The sequence below is a fragment of the Mycobacterium sp. 852014-52144_SCH5372336 genome, from assembly GCF_001665615.1.
Lineage (GTDB): Bacteria > Actinomycetota > Actinomycetes > Mycobacteriales > Mycobacteriaceae > Mycobacterium > Mycobacterium neumannii_A.
Genome location: NZ_LZSW01000033.1, coordinates 106,267 through 122,985, shown reverse-complemented (window position 1 = coordinate 122,985; position 16,719 = coordinate 106,267). Strand labels below are relative to the sequence as shown.

Sequence of the window (16,719 nt, the reverse complement as noted above, 5' to 3'; positions counted from 1 at the left end):
TAGATTCGATCACATGTTCGAAGAGTTGGTGGCCGCCGCCGAAGACGCCCGGGGTGCGGGTGCGATCGGGGCGTGGGCGCGGGTGGAAAACGCCGCCTGCGCGCGCCGACTGGCCGCGGCCGCCGACGTACTGGAACGTTTGATCGCCGAAGCCGGGGCCGTCGACCGCGAACAGTGGTGCATCGACAACTGGACCATCGCCGCCGCCGAGGTCGCCGCCGCCCAAGGCGTCTCCCTGGGAGTGGCCTCTCACCAACTACTGCTCGCCGACGACCTACGCCGGCGCCTACCCCAGGTCGCTGGGGTGTTTGCCACCGGGGCCCTCACCTACCGCACCGTGGCCGCAGTGGCCCACCGCAGCCGCCTGGTGCGCGATGCGGGCGCGCTGAGCAAACTCGACACCGAGCTGGCCACCCAACTCAGCGGATGGGCCACCCTGTCCACCGAGAAGCTGCACACCGCCATCGACACCTGCGTGGACCGCTACGACCCCGCCGCCGTGCGGCGCACCGAATACGCCGCGCGCGGACGCCACATCGACATCCACAACCCCGCCGACGGATCAGGCACCGCCACCATCGAAGGCACACTGGTGGCCACCGACGCCGACGCCCTCGATGCCCGCCTAGACGCCATGGCCGCCGCGGTCTGCGCCCACGACCCGCGCACCGCCGAACAACGCCGCTCTGATGCCCTGGGCGCCATCGGCCACGGTGCTGACCGCCTGGCCTGCGCGTGCGGGCGCCGCGACTGCCAGGCCGCCGCAGCCACCCCCAGCACGGTCGTGATCCATGTGATTGCGCGCGAAGACTCACTGAGCGATGACACCCCCGCGCAGTTGGACGGGCACGTGTCCTACAGCCAAGAACCCGAACCCGCCGGGCCGGCCGCCACCGACCCGGGCTACCTGATGGGCAAGGGGCTGCTGCCGGCCCCACTGCTGGCCGGCAAGCTGGCCGCCACCGCCACCCACCAACCCCTCATCCATCCCGGGCAGGCCGGGCCCGAACCGCGCTACCGGCCCTCAGCCACGCTGGCGTGGTTCGTGCGCTGCCGCGATATGACGTGTCGGTTCCCCGGCTGTGACGTGTCCGCCACCGACTGCGATCTCGACCACACCATCGCCTACCCCGCCGGGCCCACCCAAGCCGCCAACCTCAAATGCTTATGCCGCCAACATCATCTGTTGAAAACCTTCGCAGGCTGGCGCGACAAGCAATACCCCGACGGCAGAGTCGAATGGACCTCCCGCGAGGGCCAGACCTACACCACCCACCCCGGTAGCCGAATGCTGTTTCCCCAACTGTGCCGCCCCACCGCCCCCGCCGTCATCGACCACACAGCCGACACCGACAGCGACGGCGACGCCAGCCAGGCGCGCACCCTGAAAATGCCGCGCCGCAAACAAACCCGCACCCAAGCCCGCCAACAAGCCATCACCGACGAACGCCGCCACAACCAAACCATCGTCGACCACCTCCTAGCCGAACGCAACAAACCCCCACCCTTCTAGGGGTGTTCGGCGGTCAAGGCCGCCTCCAATCTCTCGGCGTAAGAGTCGATGTCGCCGATCGCGGACTCGGCCGCATGCACGCTGACGGCGATGGTGTCTCCGATGCCGTGTACGCCGTGCGTCACGCCCATCATCGGAGACAGCCCCGGAAATCCGGCCGTCAGGACGACGGGCGAACTTCCAAACTGCAAATCGGCAGGTCCACGGTTCACGCTGGAGACGACGGTGTTCCCGGTGACCGTCGGGGAGCGCAGTGTCATGTCGAGTTTTTCTATGCCATAACGCAGTAACGGTGCCGGCACCGCAGCGGACGCCCTACCAGACGCAACCATCGCCGGATGGGCGGCCCTGCGCCGGCGTTGCTCCAGGTCCTCGGCAATGCGCGCAGCACGTTCATGGAATGGCAGATCCGGATACAGGTCCACACTCACATTGCCGAAGTGATTGTGGGCGCGCCGCTCGCCCGTCTTCGCCATCGGCACCTCGGCGCCCAGCAGCGCTGTGTCATCACCGAACTCCCGCAAGTGCGCGGCCAACGCCTCGGACACCGCGGCCAATGCGCCAGTCGTCACCGTGGGCCCTGGCATCTGTGAACGCCGCATCACCACGGTCCGGATGCTGCGCAAGCCTTCCGGTCGCGCATTGCTCCGCAACGCTGGACGCGAATCCGCCTGCGGCGGAACCAATCCCGCCGACGTATCTCGCACCAACCCACGGTGAGCCCGCGCGGCAGCACAACCGCGCCACGGCAGCCTCGACCCTAGAAACCGCTCTGGCGCCGCAACATTCGGCACGATCTCTCGTCTCCCGAACAGCCACGCAGCCAACTCCGATGACCGCACACCGTCCCCGAGCGCGTGCGCCACCTGCACCGCCGCTACCGTTCCGAGTCCCGCTCCCGGAACATCCTCGACAGCCGGGAAGACGTGGATTCGCCATGCCATGATCCGCGGATCGAGTTGGTCCGAGCTCAACAACCCCGCCACGATCGCCAGACAGCCCGCCCAACTGGCCCCCGCGGCATGCATCACGAACTGGTTCGGCGAGACGTCCGCGGGCACCCACCGCGGATATGTCAGCGGATTGCCGTCACGCACCCGTAGGCGTAGCTCAGTACAGCCCCGCGCCCGGTCACGGATTCGCGCTAGGGCCGACTCGACATCGGCAACGTCCCCCGCGAAACCGTAGAGCAGAAACTGATCGCTGGGAATCTTCGCCGACATCCAATACGTCTGCGCATCCACCGCAGCCAGTCGTCGCCCCATGTCCCCCAGGCTAAGCGCGCGTCGAGCCGATGAAGTCGACGATGTGCCCCGCGACGGCATCCGGCTGTTCCAGCTGCAGGAAGTGACCGGCCCGCTCGACGGTGGCGACCTCGCTAGCTTCCGGCAGAACCCGCCGGACCCACCGGGTGTAATCCGCTGAGGCACAACCATCGTCGGTGCCATGCAGGTACAGAGTCGGAAGCTGCGGCGCCGAGAGCCAATGCCGGTGCAGTTCGGCGTACTGCGCGGGCGGCTTGCTGTTGCGCACGGTGGCCCGGTAGTACCCGAGCGCGGCACGCCAGTTCTCGGGCGCACCGATCGCGTCGAGAACGTGGGCGACGTCCTCGGTGGCGTCGTAACCCGGCGACCACTGGCGCCACAACCGGGGCACCACCCACGACGCGGATCGCTCGGGAAGGCCGGGTAATTGGAAGTACATGATGTACCAGCTGCGGAGTAACTGGCGGGGCAACTGTGCGGCGAGCCGGCCCGCATCCGGCGTCTTGCCAAGGGGTCGGAACGCCGCGGCAAACGGCACCGACATGATGACGGCCTTCGAGAACGGGCTGTCGGGCATCGCGGCGAGCCCGGCACCGGCGATCGCTCCCCAGTCATGCCCGATCAGCACGTCGCGGCCGGTCGGTCCGGCCGCGTCGAGCACCCGCAGCGCATCGTCCATCAACGCGCCGACGTGGTAGCTGCCGTCGGATGCGGTCGACGACGGTGCGTAGCCTCGCATGAACGGCGCCACCACCCGCCATCCCGCGTCGACGAGTAGCGGTGCGATGTTGCGCCATCCGTGCGCGGTGTCGGGAAAACCGTGCAGGCACAGTGCAATCGGCGCACCGACGGTGCCCCAGCTGAGGGCGCGCAGCCGTACGCCCGGCGCATCGACATCGATGAGTTCGGGATCGGCCACTACGCCCCTACACCGGCTCGAACTTCGAGATGAGCCAGTCGCCGTCGATCTTCTCCAACGTCACCCGCACACTGGAGGCGGTATCCGTCGGCGCGTCCTGCCCCATGACCACGGTCTGGTTGACGAACACCAGGACCACGGCCTCCTCGGAGTCGGCCGACACGGATGCGGCCGCCGGAACGGAAGCCACTGCGGAGATCTGCTTCTGCTGTGCGCCGGGGATCACCACGTCGTTGATGAGCCCGGTGTAGGACTCCTCGAACTCGCCTGTCAACAGGGAGCGTGCATCGTTGAGCTGCTGTTCGACGGTGTCCGGCTTGTACGACAGCATCGCCACCGTGCTGTCTTTGGCGGCCTGGACCGATTCGGCGCGCGCCGCGTCCGCGTTGCGCACGGAGTTGTCGACCCACTTCAGATAACCGGCTCCGCCTGCCAGCAGCAGCGCGAGGGCGGGCAGCACGCCGAAGGCGAAGACGCGGGCCCAGTTGATGCCTCCCTTGCCGGCGGGCTCGGTCGTGGCGGGCTCGGTCGTGGTCGGCTCGGTCGTGGCCGGCTCGCTCGTGGCGGGCTCGGTCGTCTCCGCTGACTCGGTCGTTTCGGCCGCCGGGGTGTCCTCCGCGGCCGTGGTCTTCTCCACTGCCTCGGTCTTCTCCGCAGGCGCGGCCGTCGTCTCGGCCGTCGATTCCGTCAGCTCGACCGCCTCGGATGCCGGCGTCGTGCCCTTCTCGGCGGCCTCGTCGGTGGCGTCGTTGTCTCGCTTGCGCCGCGGAAGTCGATGTCTATTGCTCACGGTACGAACTCCACATTCGAGATCTTGGCCTCATCCTCGCCGGTCTTCTGCACCGAGATCCTCATCCGCCAGGACCGCGGCGCCTGCTCGGGCGCCCCGGCATTGGTCGTGTTGACGGTCACCGCGACCAGCACCTTGGCCTCGTTGTCGCTCAACGACTCGATCCCCGCCTCGGCGATCTCGCCCTCCGACTTCGACTGCGCCTGCTTGACGACCTCGACGAACGGTTGCGCGCGGGCCTGGAAATCGTCGTAGAACGTTCCGGTCGACGAGTCCAGGACGCGTTGCACATCCTGCTCGGCGTGCTCGTGACTGATCGTCGTGAGGTTCAGCGCGCCCTGCCGCCCGACCTGCAGGAAGAGGTTGCGCAGATCCTCGGCCTGCCGCGACTCGTACGCCCGGTATCCGAGCCAGCCCGTCAGCGCCGCGAGGGCTACCACGACCACCAGGCCGACGATCGTCGCCAACCGGACGTGCGACATCGGCGCCTTGGGCGGGGCGGGCTCCGCTTCATCCTCGGCGGCGTCGTAATCCTCGGCGCCTCCGGCAGCCTCGACGCCTCCGGCAGCCTCTGTCGTCTCGGCGGCCTCTGTTGTCGACGCAGTCGGTGTTGTCGAAGCAGCGGGTGTCACCGAAGCAGCCGGTGCCGTCTCGGCAGGTGTCGTGGACTCGGGACCTTCGGCCGCGGCGTCCTTGCCGGGTGTGGTCTCGTCTGCCATCTAAGTTCCTCTGCGGCCCACGGGCCAGGTCGGGGTCGGGTAGACAGGTCGGCTACAACTTACGTGTCCGACACCATAGCGTCGGAACCTGCCCGCGAAACGGCACCACGTCCGCGCCGGTATCGATGCTGCAAAGTTCAGCGTCAGCTCCCCGGCGGGACGAGCATCGACTGCCACGGCCGCTCGCCGGCCGCACCGTTTGCCAGGTTTGACTGGGTGTACACCTTGCCGTCCGGTCCCACGTATTCGCCGGAAGCGGGGTCATATTCGGCGGCCGCGACGGGCAGCGGCGGCGTACCCGGCGGAGGCGGCGTGATGGCGACGGGCACATCCGGGGGCACATGCGGGATCGGCTGCCCCGAGAGGGTCGCGTTCGGATCACCCTTCCAGTTGTAGCCGTCGTTGAGCGGCACGTACTGCTCGTTGCTCTCGCACATCTGCCACGTCGGAGCCCGCTTGCCCGGCACCGTGATACACGGCAGGTTGCGCGCGCCACGGACATTGAACGGCGCATCCTGCGGCGTCCGGCAATACAGGTCGCCGACCGGCCGGTCGGGGTAGTCCTCGAAGACCGGCACGCGCTGCTGCTGCGCGGGCAGGAACCCCGTCGTACACGGCGGCGGCAGGTTCTGCGGCGGCAGCGGCAGCGGCGCGGGCAGCGCGGGCAGGATCGCATTGAGGTTGAAGATGAGCGAGTCGCCCATGTAGTCCTGCTTGGTATTGCGCTTGTGCACGCCCACCGCCTGTGTGACCGCGGTGCCCTGCGGCAACAACACCAGCAGCTGCTCGAGGCTCGGCTGGTAAGCGAGTGCCACCTCTCCGATGCTGACCAGGTTGGCCAACACGATCGGCAGGGTCGGCTGCAGTCGTTCGAACAGGGCGCGCACCTCGTCGGCGGCCCCCGGCCCCTTGGCCAGGATCCCCGACACCGCCGGATCCTGGCTCTGCAGTTGACCGCTGATGCTCGCCAGGTTCGCCGCCCACGCCTGAATGGAGCCGGAAGTCTCGGTCTGGGTGTCAAGTATCGGCTTGGACTCGTCGATCAGTGTGAGCAGCGGGTCGAGGTTCTTGCGGGCATCAATGGCCAGCGTGGCGCTCCCCTGGACCAGCCGGCGCAGTTCGGGGCCGAGCCCGCCCACCGCGGTATAGGCCTCGTCGACGACGGTCCTCAAGTTCTCTTGCGGAATCGCCTGCAGTCCCCGGGCCGTATCGTCGAGCACCGTATTGATATCCGTCGGAACCCTGGTGCGGTCCAACGGGATCACATCGCCGTCCCTCAACTCCGGACCATCGCCGCTACGGGGGAGCAGCTGGACGTACTGCTCGCCGACGGCGGACACGCTGTGCACCTCGGCTTCGAGGTCGGCGGGGATGCTGACGTCGGAGTCCAGCGACAGCACCGCCTCGACTCCCCTGTCGGTGAGATCGACGCTTTTCACCTCACCGACCTGCACACCGCGGTAGGTGACGTTGCCCCGCGGATACAGCCCGCCGGTCTCCGGCAATTCGAGCGTGACACGGTACTGCCCCACGCCGAGGAGGGTCGGCAACCGCATGTACCCAAAGATCATGACGCTCAACGCAATGATCGCGATGGCCGAGAAGATGGCCATCTGAATGAGGATCTGACGGGTCATTCGCATGCTACGGCCCCTGATCCCAGCGATACGGAGCGACCAACGGGTTGCCGCCCGGTGGCGGCACATGGTGGTTGCACGGGCTCGGGAACTGGCCGATGGTGCGGCCCCACTGCAGCTCCAGCCAGGTCAGGTTGCACTCGAACCGCGTTCCGGTGAAGAAGCTCGAGTCGATTCTGCTCAATGTCAGGTCGACGACCAACGTCAGGTTCGCGTAGTCGCCGCGCATCCAATTGAGCAATGTCTCCTTCGGGAACGGGAAAGTCGGCAGGAAGCTCAGCGCGCGGGTCAACGCGGGACCGGCATCGGCCAACTCCTCCAGCACCACGCCCAGGTCCTTGAGCTCTTGTACCAGAGCGTCTTTGGTCTGGTTGATCGAGTCGGCGGCCAACGCGCTGAACCTACCCAGCTGGGTCAGCACCTCAGCCAGGTTCTGCCGCTGATCCCTGAGCACGGCCAGGGCATCGGGAATGGTTCGTAAGGCCTTGTCCACCACCGGCTTCTGCTCGGCGATCTGACCCATCAGATTGTTCAGGCTCTCGGTGGCCTCGATGATGTCCTGCTTCTGGTCATCGAGGTGCCCGATCGCGATGTCGAGCTGCTCAATGAGGCTGCGTAAGTCGTTCTCGCGGCCGGTGAACGCGACACTGAGCGCTTCGGTGATGTCGTAGATATTGCCAATCCCACCGCCGTTGAGCAGCAGCGCCACTGCGGCCAGCGCCTGTTCGGTGCTCGGGTAGGCACTCGACGACTCGAGCGGAATCAGCGAGCCCTCTTTCAGCTTGCCCGTCGGGGGCGCGTCGGTCGGCGGGGCCAACTCGATGTGCAACGACCCCAACAGGCTTGTCAGCCCCAGCTTGGCCGTCGCATTGGCGGGCAGTTCGACGTCACCGTTGAGTTCCATCGTCACCAGCGCATGCCAGCCCTGACGCTCGATCCTGCGCACGGTGCCGACATTCACATCGGCAACCCGGACACGGGAATTCGGCTCGATGTTGTCCACGTCGGGCATCTGCGCCTGAATCGTGAACGCACCCGGGCCGGTGCCCTCGACGCCCGGCAACGGAAGCGAGTTCAGCCCCTGCCAGTCGGAACAGCCCGACAGCAGCGCCGCCGACACGGCCACCACCGCTACTGGACGAAAAATCTTGCGCCGCATCATGGGCCGACCCCCTGGGGCACCATCATGCCGTGCAGACCGTCGGCCGGGTTCGTCGAGACCGGCGCCTCGGCCGCCAGCGGCGGGCCGGCCGGTGCGGGTGGTGCCGCCTGCGCCGACGGAGGCGGCGATGCTGCGGGTGGGACAGGTTGCGGCGGAATGTAATCCGGCCGCAGCCAGTCCTCGCTGTAGGTCAGCTCATTGGGCCGCGTCGTGGCACCGGAGAAGACGTTCTGCATGATGGGCAGGAAGTTGTACTGGCGGTTCTTCAGGATCGGCGCCATGTACTGCACGCACAGCTTCGCCGACTGCTCGGCATTCAGCCGGGATGCGGCCTGAATTCCGCCGCACAGGAACGAAATCGGGTTGGCGAAGTTGTTGAGCATCGGCAAGCTGCTCACCGCCCCCTGGGCGGGCTGCCAGATGTTGACGTAGTTCTGAAGCGTGTTGGGGGCCACGTGCAGGAACTGCTTGAGCTCGCCGAGGCTGTCGGTCAGCGCCTGGGTCACCCCCGCCAGCTTGTCCGACGTGGTGCCCAGCGCTTCACGGTTGTCGGCGACGAAGGTCTGCACTTCCCCGACGACGTTGTTGAGGTCGCGCAGCGCGTCGGCGACCTCGCCGGGATCGTTGGCCAGCAGTCCGGTCACGGACGCGAGGTTCTGGTTGAGCTGACGCATCACGTCGGTGCTGTCCTGCAGTGCCGAGACCAGGGTCGCCAGGTTCTTGACCGTGGAGAAGATGTCGGTGCTGTGATCGCCAAGCGCGGTCACGGCCTGCGACAGCTTGACGACGGTGTCGCGGATGTTGGCGCCTTCACCGCGCAGGTTGTCGGCGGTGGTGTTGATGACCGATCCCAACGGGCTGACATCGCCGGGCTCGGTGGGCTGCAGCGTCTCGGCGAGCTTCTGCAACTGTTGCCGGACCTCGTCCCACTCCACCGGAACGGCGGTGCGCGACTGCGGGATCACAGTGTCGTCGCCCATCACCGGTCCGCCGGTGTAGGGCGGGGTCAGTTGGATGGCGCGCGCTGTCACCAATGTCGGCGACAGGATCGCGGCCTTGGCATCGGCAGGCACCTTGTGCTTGCTGTCGTACCAGAACGAGATCTTGACCCGGTCGGGCTGCGGTTCGATGGATTCGATCTTGCCGACGGGGACGCCGACGATGTTGACGTCGTCGCCGGGGTAGATGCCGTTGGCGTTGTCGAAGTAGGCGACGACGTGTGTGCGGTTGATCGCTCCGGTGTTGCGCAGCAACACGACTGCGCCGGCGGCGAGTATCACGACCAGCGCAACGGCCAACATGTTGCGCGCACCCCGCGTCATCGTCCGGCCTCCGGCGATGAAAGGTGGGCCTGCCCACCGGGAGCGGGCACCGCGACCGGAGATGGTGTCGGGTCCGCGGTCGAGCGCATGGCCGGCGGCGCCTCGGCGGGCGGTCCCGGCGGCGGTCCGCCTGGGGGCGGTGCCGGCAGCGGCTCGCGGTATGGATAGCAGCCGGGCCCCGGCAACGGCAGCCCGGGCGGCCCACACGCCTGATCGCCGGGATTGCCGGTGATGGCGTCGGGGACCGTCAGCCGCGGTTCACCGCCTTGACCTGTCCGCGGGAAGGGCACCGGCAGCGCCGGTGTCCCCGGCTGACCGACCTGCGGGTCGGACAGCTCGGACGGCAGCTTCACATTGGGATCCAGGCCGAGGTCGGAGAACGCGGCATCGATGAACGGCTGAAGGAACTGGCCGGGCAACAGGTTAGCGACGTAGTTCTTGAAGAACGGACCGCCCGACACCGATTCACCCAGCGACATCACATAGTCGGTCAGCAACGAGAGCGACTTCTGCACGCGTTCCTTGCGATTGTCGATGATCGTCAGCACGCCGTTGAGCTTGTCCAAAGCGGGCCGAAGGGTTTCGCGGTTCTCGCCGATGAACCCCTGCAGCTGCCCACTGAGCGCCGAGATGTTGCCCGATATCTCATCGAGTGCGGCGCTTTGGTTTTGCAGCTCAGCCAGCAGCGCGTTGGTATCGGTCACCAGACTCACGATCTGGTTGCTGCGCTCGGCCAGCACCTTGGTGGCCTTGTCGGCGTTGCCGAGCAGGCCCCGCAACTGCGCGTCACGTTCGTTCAGCGTGTCGGAGAACCGCGCCACGCCCTCGATCGCGATCTTCAACTCCGGTGGAGTGTCGGAGAACGTGGCCGACAACACCCGCAGCGATTCGGACAACTGGTCGGTGTTCAAACCGCTGATCGCCGTGGCCAACTCGCCCAGCGCATCTGGCAGCTCATAGGGCGACCTCGTGCGGTCGAGCGGGATCGTGCCCTCCTGCCGGCCGTCGCCGCGGGAGGTGACCTCGAGGATCTTCGTGCCCAGCAGCCCCTCGGTCTTGATCGCCGCCTCGGTGCGATCACCCAGCCGGATGTCGCTGTCGACGGTGAACGTCACCAGGGCGCGCGGTCCGTCGAGCTCGATCGATTTGACCCGGCCGACCTCGAATCCCGAAACACGCACGGCCTTACCGGCTTGCAGCCCGCCCACCTCGGCGAAGTAGGCCGAGTACTCGCTGCCCTGCAAGAACGGCAGCCGGTCGTAGTTCAGCGCCCCGAGCACGATGCCGATCGTCAACGCGAGCCCGATAGCTCCGATGACGGTCTGATTCCGTTCCGAGAAGGACCTCATCGCGGCGCACACCTCCCGGTGGACTGCCCGGCGACTTTCACGTACACCGGCTGGCCGCCCTTGCCATTGAGTTTGAGCACGATGTCGCAGAGATAGAAGTTGAAGAAATCGCCGTAAAGCCCTTGCCGCGCCAGCGCTTGATGGGCATCCGGCAGGGTGTTCAGCAGGTTGTCGAAGTACTCGTGGTCAGCCACCACGATCCCCGCAGCACGGTCCGTTTCCTGGACCGCCTTGCGCAACGGTGGCCGGGCCTGGTCCAACAGGTCCGCGACGGTTCCGGCCGCTTCGTTGGTGTACGCCAGCCCGTTGCTGATGTCCGCTCTGCGTTCCGCGAGCGTCCCGACCAGTTCGCTGAGCGCGTCGACGGCCTTCGCGAACTGGTCGTTCTGGTCGCCGAGCGACCCCAGCACCACGTTGAGGTTGACGATGACGTCCCCGATCAGCCGGTCCCGGTCCGCCAAAGTCGTTGTCAGCGCTGCGGTCTGGGACAGGAACGAGTTGATGGTCGCGCCCTGCCCCTGTAGCGCGTGGATCAGCTGACTCGACAGCGCGTTGACCTGATCTGGATCCAGTGCACGGAACAGCGGGCGGAAGCCGCCGATCAGCGCGTCGAGGTCGAGCGCCGGAGACGTGCGGGCGAACGGAATCGTGCCGCCGGGCTCGAGCTTCTTGACTCCGCCCACGCCCTCCTCGAGTGCCAGGTAACGGCCGCCGATGAGGTCGTCGTATCGGATGACGGCCCTGCTGCCTTCGGTCAGCACCACCGACTGGTCCGCGTTGAACTCGACCCGTGCGGTGGTATCCGGTTGAATGGCAACCTTTTCCACGCTGCCGACCTCGACGCCGGCGATGCGCACGAAGTCCCCGTTCTCCAGGCCGGTGACATTGGTGAACTCGGCGACATAGCTGTTGGTGGCCTCCCCGAAGCGCATCTCGCCGAAGACCGCGAACAGTCCGAACACGCCGAGCAGGCAGACAGCCAGGAACACGCCGAGACGCACCGCGTCTCGGCGAACCCTGGCGTTCATGCTGGACATGGCGTGTCACCTCTCATGGCGTCGTCGATCATCCGAACGGGGGGCCCGGTCGTGCCGGCGTCGGCAGCGGTGTCGGTCGCAGCGGCGTGGGCTGCACCTGGGCCGGCGAGTGGACGATGAACGGCTCCGAACCCGGTGTGGGACCGGGATCCCGCGGCGCCATCGGCGGCGGTGCGGCCGGCAGGCCCGGCCACAGTGGGGTGCCGTCGTCGGCGTACAGATCGGCACCGTAAGCCGGGGCTCCCGGGTACGGGATCGGACCTATCGCGGGTCCGCCGAACAGGTTGCGCACGCTCGGCGGTTCGGGCACCGCACGGGTGGTCGGCAGATAGTTGGCGTATCCGGGGAAGCCGATGCCGGGGTTGGGCCGCCAGTCGATTCCGGTGCCGAACCCGGTGTTGGTGACGAGGTTGCGCACCGGCCAGTTCTGCGCGACGTCGGGCAGCGAGCCGCAACTGGGCTTACCGCCCGGCCCGCCCTTGGCGCCGACGATCGGCAGGTGATTGGGGTACCGGTACGGGTCGTCGCCGACGCCCAGGGCCACGTCCAGCACCAGTGTTCGGCCGTTACCGCCCGGCCCGTCGTACCCGCCGGTGTCCAGCAGGGTCTTCGCACCGGTCAGCAGGCAGGTGTACTCCGGGCTGTACTTGTACAGCAGGTTCGTCGTCGGCTCGAGCACGTTGATGGACTTGATCAGGTTGGCCTGGTTCGGCGCCAGCAGGTTGATTCCGCTGTTGGAGAGCCCGATGGTGGCCATCAGCAGCGCGTCCAATTGGCTGGCCTGGGCGGTGATCGTGGTGCTCGTCGTGCTGAGCGCGTCCAGGGTGCTCAGAATGTCCTGTGCCGCAGCGCTGTACGTGTCGTTGAAATCCCGCAGCGCGCGCAAGTCGGCGGTCACCGTCTCGTAGCGCGGATTGACTTCGAGCAGAACCTGATTCGCGTCGGTGGTGGCCTGACCGATCAGCTCGCCCTGACCCCGGACCCCCTCGGCGAGCGCGTACAGCGTGCTGTTGAGCTTGGCCGGGTCGATCTGTTCGAGCACGTCGACGATGTTTTGAAACACCGTGTTGGCTTCGACGGTGACGTTGCGCGACTCGATCACCTGACCGGCGGCCAGGTGCTGTGAACTCGGATCGTTCGGATAGATCAAATCGACGAACTTGGCCCCGAACACCGTCGTCGCCCGGATCTGCGCCTCGACGTTGGACGGGATGAACTGGAGCTTGTCCTTGTCGATCTCCAGCTTCAACGCCACCGGCTGGCTGCCGCCCTGGATTGCGGAGACCCGACCGACCTGCACGCCGCGCAACTTGACCTTGGCGTCGGTTTCCATCACCAGACCCGAGCGGTCGGATGTCAGCGTGACCGTCTCGGTCGCCCTGAAGGCGCCGACGAACAGGGCGTACGTCAGCCAGATGGCGGCGGCGAGGATGACCACGAGGATCAACGTCCACCACGCGGGGTGCAGGCCTTCGTCTTCGATGTCCATGATCAACCGGCCAGGTTGAAGTTGCCGGATTGACCGTAGACAGCGAGCGACAGCATCACCAGCACGAAGGCCGAGACGATGAGCGAGGTGCGCACTGCCCGCCCGACGGCCTCACCGACGCCGGCGGGTCCACCTCGCGCGGTGTAGCCGTAGTAGGTGTGTACGAGCATGATCATCACTGAGAGCGCGATGGTTTGACCGAACGACCACATCAGATCCGTGGGGTTGAGGAACGTCCTGAAGTAGTGGTCGTACACGCCCGTCGACTGACCGTAGATCACGGTGGTGCCGAAGCGTGCCGCCCAGAACGCGGCGATCACGCCGACGCAGTACAGCGGGATCACGACCAGGAAGCCGGCGACGACCCGCGTCGATGCGAGGTAGGCGATGCTTCGGATGCCCATCACTTCCAGCGCGTCGACCTCCTCGTTGATCCGCATGGCACCCAGTTGCGCGGTGGCGCCCGCGCCGATGGTGGCCGACAACGCCACCGCCGTCGTCGCCGGCGCGATCAGCCGCACGTTGAAGAACGCCGAGGCGAAACCGGTCAGTGCCTCGACGCCGATCTCGGAGAAGTCGGTGTAGCCCTGCACCGCCACCAGGGCGCCCGTCGTCACGGTGAGGAAGCCGACGATGGCCACCGTGCCGCCGATGATGATGAGCGCCCCGGCCCCAAGGCCCATCTGGGCGATGATCCGGATCAACTCGACCTGGTAGTGCACGACGGTGTAGCGGATCGACGTCAGGGTGCGGCCGAAGAACTTGGCTTGCATCCCGACTCGGTTCCACGGATCGGCGACGCTCTTGAACCTGGCTTTCAGCCAGGGGAACTGGGAATGCGGCCGTGAAACAGTCACATCGTCACCTTTACCGCGACCGCAGTCGCGACGATGTTGATCGCGAACAACGCCATGAACGTGAAGACCACGGTTTCGTTGACCGCGTTGCCGACGCCGGCAGGCCCTCCCCCGACGGAAATGCCCTTGTAGCAAGCGATCATGCCTGCGGACAAGCCGAACAGCGCGGCCTTGAGCAACGCGATGATGACGTCGGTGGTCCCGATGAGCAACGTCAGACCGGCGGCGAACGCACCCGGTGAGACATTCTGAATGTAGACCACGAAGAAGTATGCGCCGGCCAGCCCGACGAGGATCACGGTCGCCGACAACGCGAGCGACACCAGGGTCGCGGCCGCCACGCGTGGAACGACCAGCGCCTGAATGGGATTCACACCCATCACCCGCAGCGCATCGAGTTCTTCGCGGATGGTGCGCGCGCCGAGGTCCGCGCACATTGCGGTGGCGCCTGCGCCCGCGACCACCAGCACTGTCACGATCGGCCCGATCTGGCGTACGGTTCCGAGCGCCGCGCCCGTTCCGGAGAAGTCGGCGGCGCCGAACTCCACCAACAGAATATTGAACGTGAAGGTCAGCAACACCGTATACGGAATGGTCAGCATCAGGGTCGGCAGTATTGACACGCGTGCGACGAACCACGACTGAGAGATGAACTCACGCCACGCGAAAGGTGGCCGAAACATCCACACGAAGGTGTCGAGCGCCATGGAGTAGAAGCCGCCGAACGCGCGCACGGGCTTTGCAATTGCATTGACAGCGACCATCAGTCGGCTCCCACCCGCGCGCTTCGCACTGCCATCTGCACTGCCATAGCCCGCCGACCTTCCCTGACACCAACAACCCGCGCCCGTGATGGCTGTGGCGCAAGGGTACACACGGCCGGACGTCCGGGAACCGTATATCGGGATTTTGCGGTTGCGCAACCACCGACGTCAGTCAGGGCAGTTTCCCCATTACAAAGGCCACCGGCTAACTTTCGCGCACCGCGAACCAGCAGGCAGGACCGGCGCGGTCTCGGAAATCATCGCTCTTCGGCGACGACCTGCCTGGCGCCCAGCGCGCGGAGCGCGAAGTCGAGCATGCGGGCCTTGGCCAGGCGCAGACCCTCGTGGTCGTCGAAGGTCTGGCTGATCAACACGCGACTGATGATCGCGTTGATGGCTACCGCATCCTGCTCGGGGTCGGCCAGCGGAAACGAGCCGTGGTCGCGGCCGCGCCGCAGGATCTCCACCAGTGAGCGCTCACGATCGGCGTGTGCCTTCTCGCGCGTCTCGCGATAGCCCTTGGCCGCGCGGACCTCGTCGGAGTCGATGACGGTGAAGTGCATCCGCATCTCCTCGTCGTGGATCAGCCCGAACATCGCCTCGATCCAGGCTTCGAGTTGCTCGGAGGGAGCACCCGACTTCTCCTCGAGGACGCGGTCGAGGCGCCGCGCCAACGCGTCGGTCTCCTCGCGCAGCATGGCGAGGAACAACTCGTCCTTGGATTCGAAGTGACGGTAGAAAGCGCGGGTCGAGACTTCCGCCCGCTGCAGAATCGCAGCGATCGGAACGGGTCCCGAGTGTGGTTGCGACAAACAGGCGTAAGCAGCCTCGATGATGCGCTCACGGTCATGGGCGGCAAACTCGGGCTGCACGAGCGCAAAGTATATTGACGCTCTCATCACGGACACCGGGATCGACGGAAATTCCCGGTAGGTAACGTGAGCCACCGGGGCGAGCCGGAGAGGACGGCCGTGAGCGCGACTGACAGCGAACCGCAGACCGTTAAGTTCCGCGGGTCGGAGGACATCACCTTGGTGGCCGACGAGTGGAACCGTGGTGCGCAGACGCAGCAGCCCTCCGTCCTGCTGCTGCACGGGGGCGGCCAGAACCGTTACTCGTGGAAGCAGACCGGACACGTTCTGGCCGCTCTGGGTCTGCACGTGGTCGCGCTGGACAGCCGGGGACACGGCGACAGCGACCGGGCGCCGGGCGCCAACTACACCGTCGACGCGTTGAGTGCTGACACGCTCGCGGTCATCGAGCAGATCGGGCGTCCGGTCGCCTTGATCGGCGCGAGCATGGGCGGGATGACGGGCATGCTGGCTTCCGCCGCTGCGGGACCCGAAAAGGTCACCAAGCTCGTGCTCGTCGACGTGGTGCCGCGGTACGAAAAGGACGGCAGCGCGCGCATCCGCGAGTTCATGTCAAGCGGCATAGAAGGATTCGAGACCCTCGACGAGGCGGCCGACGCGGTCGCCGCGTATCTGCCGTACCGGAAGCGGCCGCGCAACCCCGAAGGCCTGAAGAAGAACCTGCGATTTCGCGACGGACGCTGGTTCTGGCATTGGGATCCGGCGTTTCTCACCGCGCCGATCGACGACCGGTTCGTCCGCGAGGAGAAGCTCGAGCACGCGGTGATGAGCTTGACCATGCCGATCCTGTTGATCCGCGGGAAACTCTCCGACGTGGTCAGCACCGCGGGGGTCAAGGACTTCCTGGAGAAGGTGCCTCGGGCCGAGTTCGTCGAGCTCTCCGAGGCCGGGCACACCGCCGCCGGCGACGACAACGACGCGTTCTCCGAAGTCGTGGTGCAATTCGTCAGCCGGTGACTCACGACCGCCACGGTCGCTGCACGCGCCGAAACTGAGGTTTTGCGCGAAAATGTTGCGAGAATTC

The 16,719-nt window shown here is 66.6% G+C and carries 15 protein-coding genes; 2 read left to right on the top strand and 13 right to left on the bottom strand.

Annotation, left to right across the window (positions count from 1 at the left end; all coding sequences use genetic code 11):
• Positions 1–13: 13 nt before the first annotated feature.
• Complete coding sequence (locus tag A5759_RS06865; protein ID WP_068195468.1) at positions 14–1,513, top strand: HNH endonuclease signature motif containing protein; 1,500 nt, start codon at positions 14–16, stop codon at positions 1,511–1,513.
• Here the strand turns inward: A5759_RS06865 and A5759_RS06860 are convergent.
• The 13 genes from A5759_RS06860 to A5759_RS06800 all read right to left on the bottom strand — a co-directional run bounded on the left by A5759_RS06860 (position 1,510) and on the right by A5759_RS06800 (position 15,695).
• Positions 1,510–2,778 (bottom strand): WS/DGAT domain-containing protein, encoded by a 1,269-nt coding sequence (locus tag A5759_RS06860; RefSeq protein WP_068195464.1) that lies wholly within the window; start codon positions 2,776–2,778, stop codon positions 1,510–1,512. The genes A5759_RS06865 and A5759_RS06860 overlap by 4 nt on opposite strands.
• A 10-nt stretch (positions 2,779–2,788) precedes the next feature.
• Complete coding sequence (locus A5759_RS06855) at positions 2,789–3,697, bottom strand: alpha/beta fold hydrolase (RefSeq protein WP_068195462.1); 909 nt, start codon at positions 3,695–3,697, stop codon at positions 2,789–2,791.
• 7 nt (positions 3,698–3,704) lie between these two features.
• Positions 3,705–4,487 carry a hypothetical protein gene (locus A5759_RS06850; protein ID WP_068195458.1) on the bottom strand — a complete coding sequence of 261 codons (783 nt, stop codon included), beginning with the start codon at positions 4,485–4,487 and terminating at the stop codon, positions 3,705–3,707.
• Positions 4,484–5,206, bottom strand: coding sequence for an Mce protein (locus A5759_RS06845; RefSeq protein WP_068195455.1), 723 nt, complete (start codon positions 5,204–5,206; stop codon positions 4,484–4,486). Before A5759_RS06845 ends, A5759_RS06850 begins: the two co-directional genes overlap by 4 nt.
• 143 nt (positions 5,207–5,349) lie before the next feature.
• Positions 5,350–6,849, bottom strand: a complete 1,500-nt coding sequence (locus A5759_RS06840) for an MCE family protein (RefSeq protein ID WP_068195451.1) — start codon at positions 6,847–6,849, stop codon at positions 5,350–5,352.
• A gap of 1 nt (position 6,850) precedes the next feature.
• Entirely contained in the window at positions 6,851–8,002 is a 1,152-nt protein-coding gene (locus A5759_RS06835) for an MCE family protein (protein ID WP_156616846.1), read from the bottom strand.
• Complete coding sequence (locus tag A5759_RS06830) at positions 8,002–9,327, bottom strand: virulence factor Mce family protein (RefSeq protein WP_068195446.1); 1,326 nt, start codon at positions 9,325–9,327, stop codon at positions 8,002–8,004. Before A5759_RS06830 ends, A5759_RS06835 begins: the two co-directional genes overlap by 1 nt.
• Positions 9,324–10,676: an MCE family protein gene (locus A5759_RS06825; protein WP_068195664.1), complete on the bottom strand. Its 1,353-nt coding sequence runs from the start codon at positions 10,674–10,676 to the stop codon at positions 9,324–9,326. Before A5759_RS06825 ends, A5759_RS06830 begins: the two co-directional genes overlap by 4 nt.
• Positions 10,673–11,704: a virulence factor Mce family protein gene (locus A5759_RS06820; RefSeq protein WP_066847593.1), complete on the bottom strand. Its 1,032-nt coding sequence runs from the start codon at positions 11,702–11,704 to the stop codon at positions 10,673–10,675. Before A5759_RS06820 ends, A5759_RS06825 begins: the two co-directional genes overlap by 4 nt.
• A gap of 37 nt (positions 11,705–11,741) precedes the next feature.
• The gene (locus A5759_RS06815; protein ID WP_068195443.1) at positions 11,742–13,202 is read right to left on the bottom strand and encodes an MCE family protein; all 1,461 of its coding nucleotides are present in this window, start codon (positions 13,200–13,202) and stop codon (positions 11,742–11,744) included.
• Between the two features lie 2 nt (positions 13,203–13,204).
• Entirely contained in the window at positions 13,205–14,059 is an 855-nt protein-coding gene (locus A5759_RS06810) for an ABC transporter permease (RefSeq protein ID WP_064397607.1), read from the bottom strand.
• Positions 14,056–14,823: an ABC transporter permease gene (locus tag A5759_RS06805; protein WP_064397605.1), complete on the bottom strand. Its 768-nt coding sequence runs from the start codon at positions 14,821–14,823 to the stop codon at positions 14,056–14,058. The genes A5759_RS06810 and A5759_RS06805 overlap by 4 nt, the downstream gene beginning before the upstream one ends.
• A 257-nt stretch (positions 14,824–15,080) precedes the next feature.
• Positions 15,081–15,695, bottom strand: coding sequence for a TetR/AcrR family transcriptional regulator (locus A5759_RS06800; RefSeq protein ID WP_231984572.1), 615 nt, complete (start codon positions 15,693–15,695; stop codon positions 15,081–15,083).
• A gap of 99 nt (positions 15,696–15,794) precedes the next feature.
• On the opposite strand from A5759_RS06800, the gene A5759_RS06795 reads away from it, so the two are divergent.
• Positions 15,795–16,652 (top strand): alpha/beta fold hydrolase, encoded by an 858-nt coding sequence (locus A5759_RS06795; protein WP_068195661.1) that lies wholly within the window; start codon positions 15,795–15,797, stop codon positions 16,650–16,652.
• Positions 16,653–16,719 lie beyond the last annotated feature (67 nt).